The following is a 2,885-nucleotide window of genomic DNA, read 5'->3' on the forward strand; positions in this document are numbered from 1 at the left end:
TGACTTCGAAGATACCTTCTTCGTCGTTTTCCTATACCCGCAAGGCCACGTTGTGTTGCAGTTCTTTTTGCAGGCGGTCCCAGATCTGGAGGCTGGTGAAGTACTTGCCTTCACGGCCGGCCAGCGGGCTGGTGTTGACGCAGAAGTTCATGGTCAGGGTCGGTTCATCGACCTTGAGCATGGGCAGCGGCATCGGAGTGATCGGATCGGTGATCGTCACGCCAATGCCAATTTCATTGATGCCGTTGATCAGCACAATCTCGCCTGGGCCGGCTTCCGTGGCCTGCTCGCGCTCCAGGCCCTGGAAGGTCAACACCTGGTTGATACGACCCTTGACGGGCTTGCCGTCCGGGCCTTCCATCACGACCACGTCCATCATGGGCTTGATCGTGCCCTGGCTGATGCGGCCAACCCCGATCCGGCCGACAAAGGTCGAAAAGTCGAGCGCCGAAATTTGCAGCTGCAGTGGCGCTGCAGGGTCACCCTGTTGGTGCGGTACATGCTTGAGAATGGTGTTGAACAGGGCCGACATGTCGGGACCCCACTGCTCGCCCTGCGCGCCCTCTTCCATCGACGACCAGCCGTTGATGCCCGAAGCGTAGACCACGGGGAAATCCAGCTGCTCATCGGTGGCGCCGAGCTTGTCGAACAGGTCGAACGCGGCGTTAACCACGAAGTCGGGGCGTGCACCGGGCTTGTCCACCTTGTTCACCACCAGGATCGGCTTCAGGCCCAGGGCCAGTGCCTTTTTGGTGACAAAACGGGTCTGGGGCATGGGGCCCTCTTGCGCATCGATCAGCAGCACCACGCCATCGACCATGGACAGTGCGCGTTCCACTTCGCCGCCGAAGTCGGCGTGTCCGGGGGTATCGACGATGTTGATGTGCGTGCCTTCCCAGGTCACGGCGCAGTTCTTGGCCAGAATCGTGATGCCACGCTCTTTTTCGATGGCGTTGTTGTCCATCACGGTGTCGACCACTTTCTCGTGCTCGGCAAAGGTGCCGGACTGGCGCAGCAATTGGTCGACCATGGTGGTCTTGCCATGATCGACGTGGGCGATGATGGCGATGTTTCTGATTTGCTTAATGGTCATGGTTCACTTTCTCTTAAATCTGGTCAATGTTTGGTATCGGGGGGGTTGAGGCCAGAGTTGCGTGCTGTGCGCTCACACCCGTTCCACAATTTCCCAATATTTGCTCAATCTCAAGCGGACTCAACAGCCGCCCTGGTATCAATTCACCCGCTTTGACATGGGCAGTGCCCAGCAAAGCGCGCGGTTGTTCGCCATACACAGCGACCAACCCCGTGTCAGGCCAGTTCCCCCGGCGACGCACGCCACTGAGGAAACGCCCTGCATTCTCGCCATCCAGCGTGACAACCATGTGATCGCGAAGCAGCGCCTCCACCGGCATCAGGCAGCTCAAGCGCTCTTGCTCCGTCATGGCCTCCAGCGCCTCCAGCGTCACAGCTTGCGACACGTGGAAGCCGCCCGTCTCGACCCGTCGCAGCGCCGTCAAATGCGCCCCGCAGCCCAGGGCCTCTCCAATATCCTCGCCCAGCGTCCGGATGTAGGTTCCTTTGCTGCATTTTACTATCATTTTGATAGCTAGTTGCGCAATATCCACGGGGGCTAGCGCCACATTTAACTCATAAATCGTCACTTCACGGGCGTCCCGCTCCACCTCAATGCCGGCGCGCGCGTACTCGTACAGCGCCTTGCCATCCTTCTTCAATGCACTGTGCATTGGCGGTATCTGGCGGATCAGGCCAGTGAACCGCGCCGCCACATTACGGACGTCTTCTTCCGTCGCAGTCACGGGCCGTTCCTCAATCACCTCGCCCTCGGCGTCCCCGGTACTGGTCTTGACCCCCAGCTGCGCCACCGCTTCGTAGGTTTTATCAGCATCCAACTGGAGCTGGCTGAACTTGGTGGCGGCACCAAAACACAGGGGCAAAACGCCGGTTGCCAAAGGATCCAGCGTGCCGGTATGGCCCGCTTTCTCCGCGCGCAATAGCCATTTGACTTTTTGCAGGGCGTCATTGCTCGACCAACCCAAAGGCTTGTCCAACAACAGCACCCCATGCACGGGGCGCCTGGTGACCCGTGCACGAGGCGCATTCATCGATTCAATCCTCTTTGGCGCGAGAAGCGACGGCGCGCGCAATCAACGCGTTCATGTCAGCGGCTCGCTCGGTCGTCTGGTCAAACACAAAATGCAGCGTCGGCACGGTATGGATATGCAGGCGCTTGAACAGGCCGGCCCGCAAAAAACCGGCGGCCTGGTTCAAACCTTCCGTACATGCCTTGGGGTCTCCCGTCAGCAGGCTGAAGAACACCTTGGCGTGTGCGTAGTCAGGCGTGACTTCCACCGCCTGAATCGTCACCATGCCCACCCGCGGATCTTTCAGCTCGCGCGCGATCAGCTCGGTCAGATCGCGCTGGATCTGATCGGCTACCTTGAAGCTGCGGTTAGGGGTTTTTGACTTTAGTCGCACGATTTACGCTCTGTCCATCAAAGGGTACGGGCCACTTCGCGAATTTCAAAGAATTCCAGCACGTCACCCTCTTGGATGTCGTTGTAGTTCTTGATATTCAAGCCGCAGTCAAAGCCTTCACGCACTTCCTTGGCATCGTCCTTGAAGCGCTTGAGCGAGTCGAGTTCACCCGTGAAGATGACCATGTTATCGCGCAACAAGCGCAGCCGCGCGGTGCGCCGCACGACACCGGCGGTGACCATACAGCCAGCGATCGAACCGATCTTGGACACCTTGAAAATCTGACGAATTTCGGCGGTACCAATGACTTCTTCTTTCTTGTCCGGCGTCAACATGCCCGACATGGCGAGCTTGAGCTCATCCACGGCGTCATAAATGATGTCGTAGTA

The 2,885-nt window shown here is 58.7% G+C and carries 3 protein-coding genes and 1 pseudogene; all 4 read right to left on the minus strand.

Annotated elements, in window-relative coordinates; genetic code table 11:
* Nucleotides 1-34: 34 nt before the first annotated feature.
* Nucleotides 35-1,093, minus strand: a pseudogene (locus tag Q7T10_RS03820) (GTP-binding protein); the annotation flags it as partial.
* 13 nt (nt 1,094-1,106) lie between these two features.
* Nucleotides 1,107-2,123 carry a tRNA pseudouridine(55) synthase TruB gene (gene truB / locus Q7T10_RS03825; RefSeq protein WP_304746111.1) on the minus strand — a complete coding sequence of 339 codons (1,017 nt, stop codon included), beginning with the start codon at nt 2,121-2,123 and terminating at the stop codon, nt 1,107-1,109.
* A gap of 4 nt (nt 2,124-2,127) precedes the next feature.
* Entirely contained in the window at nt 2,128-2,496 is a 369-nt protein-coding gene (gene rbfA, locus Q7T10_RS03830; protein ID WP_370653722.1) for a 30S ribosome-binding factor RbfA, read from the minus strand.
* A 17-nt stretch (nt 2,497-2,513) separates the two neighbouring features.
* Nucleotides 2,514-2,885: EF-Tu/IF-2/RF-3 family GTPase (locus Q7T10_RS03835; RefSeq protein WP_370653723.1), on the minus strand; the 372-nt coding region annotated here is incomplete at its 5' end.

The organism is Rhodoferax sp., from assembly GCF_030646845.1.
GTDB lineage: Bacteria > Pseudomonadota > Gammaproteobacteria > Burkholderiales > Burkholderiaceae_C > Rhodoferax.

Bases quoted from the DNA above. Each gene is read 5' to 3' on its own strand.
- truB (WP_304746111.1), bottom strand. From the start codon at position 2,123: ATGAATGCGCCTCGTGCACGGGTCACCAGGCGCCCCGTGCATGGGGTG.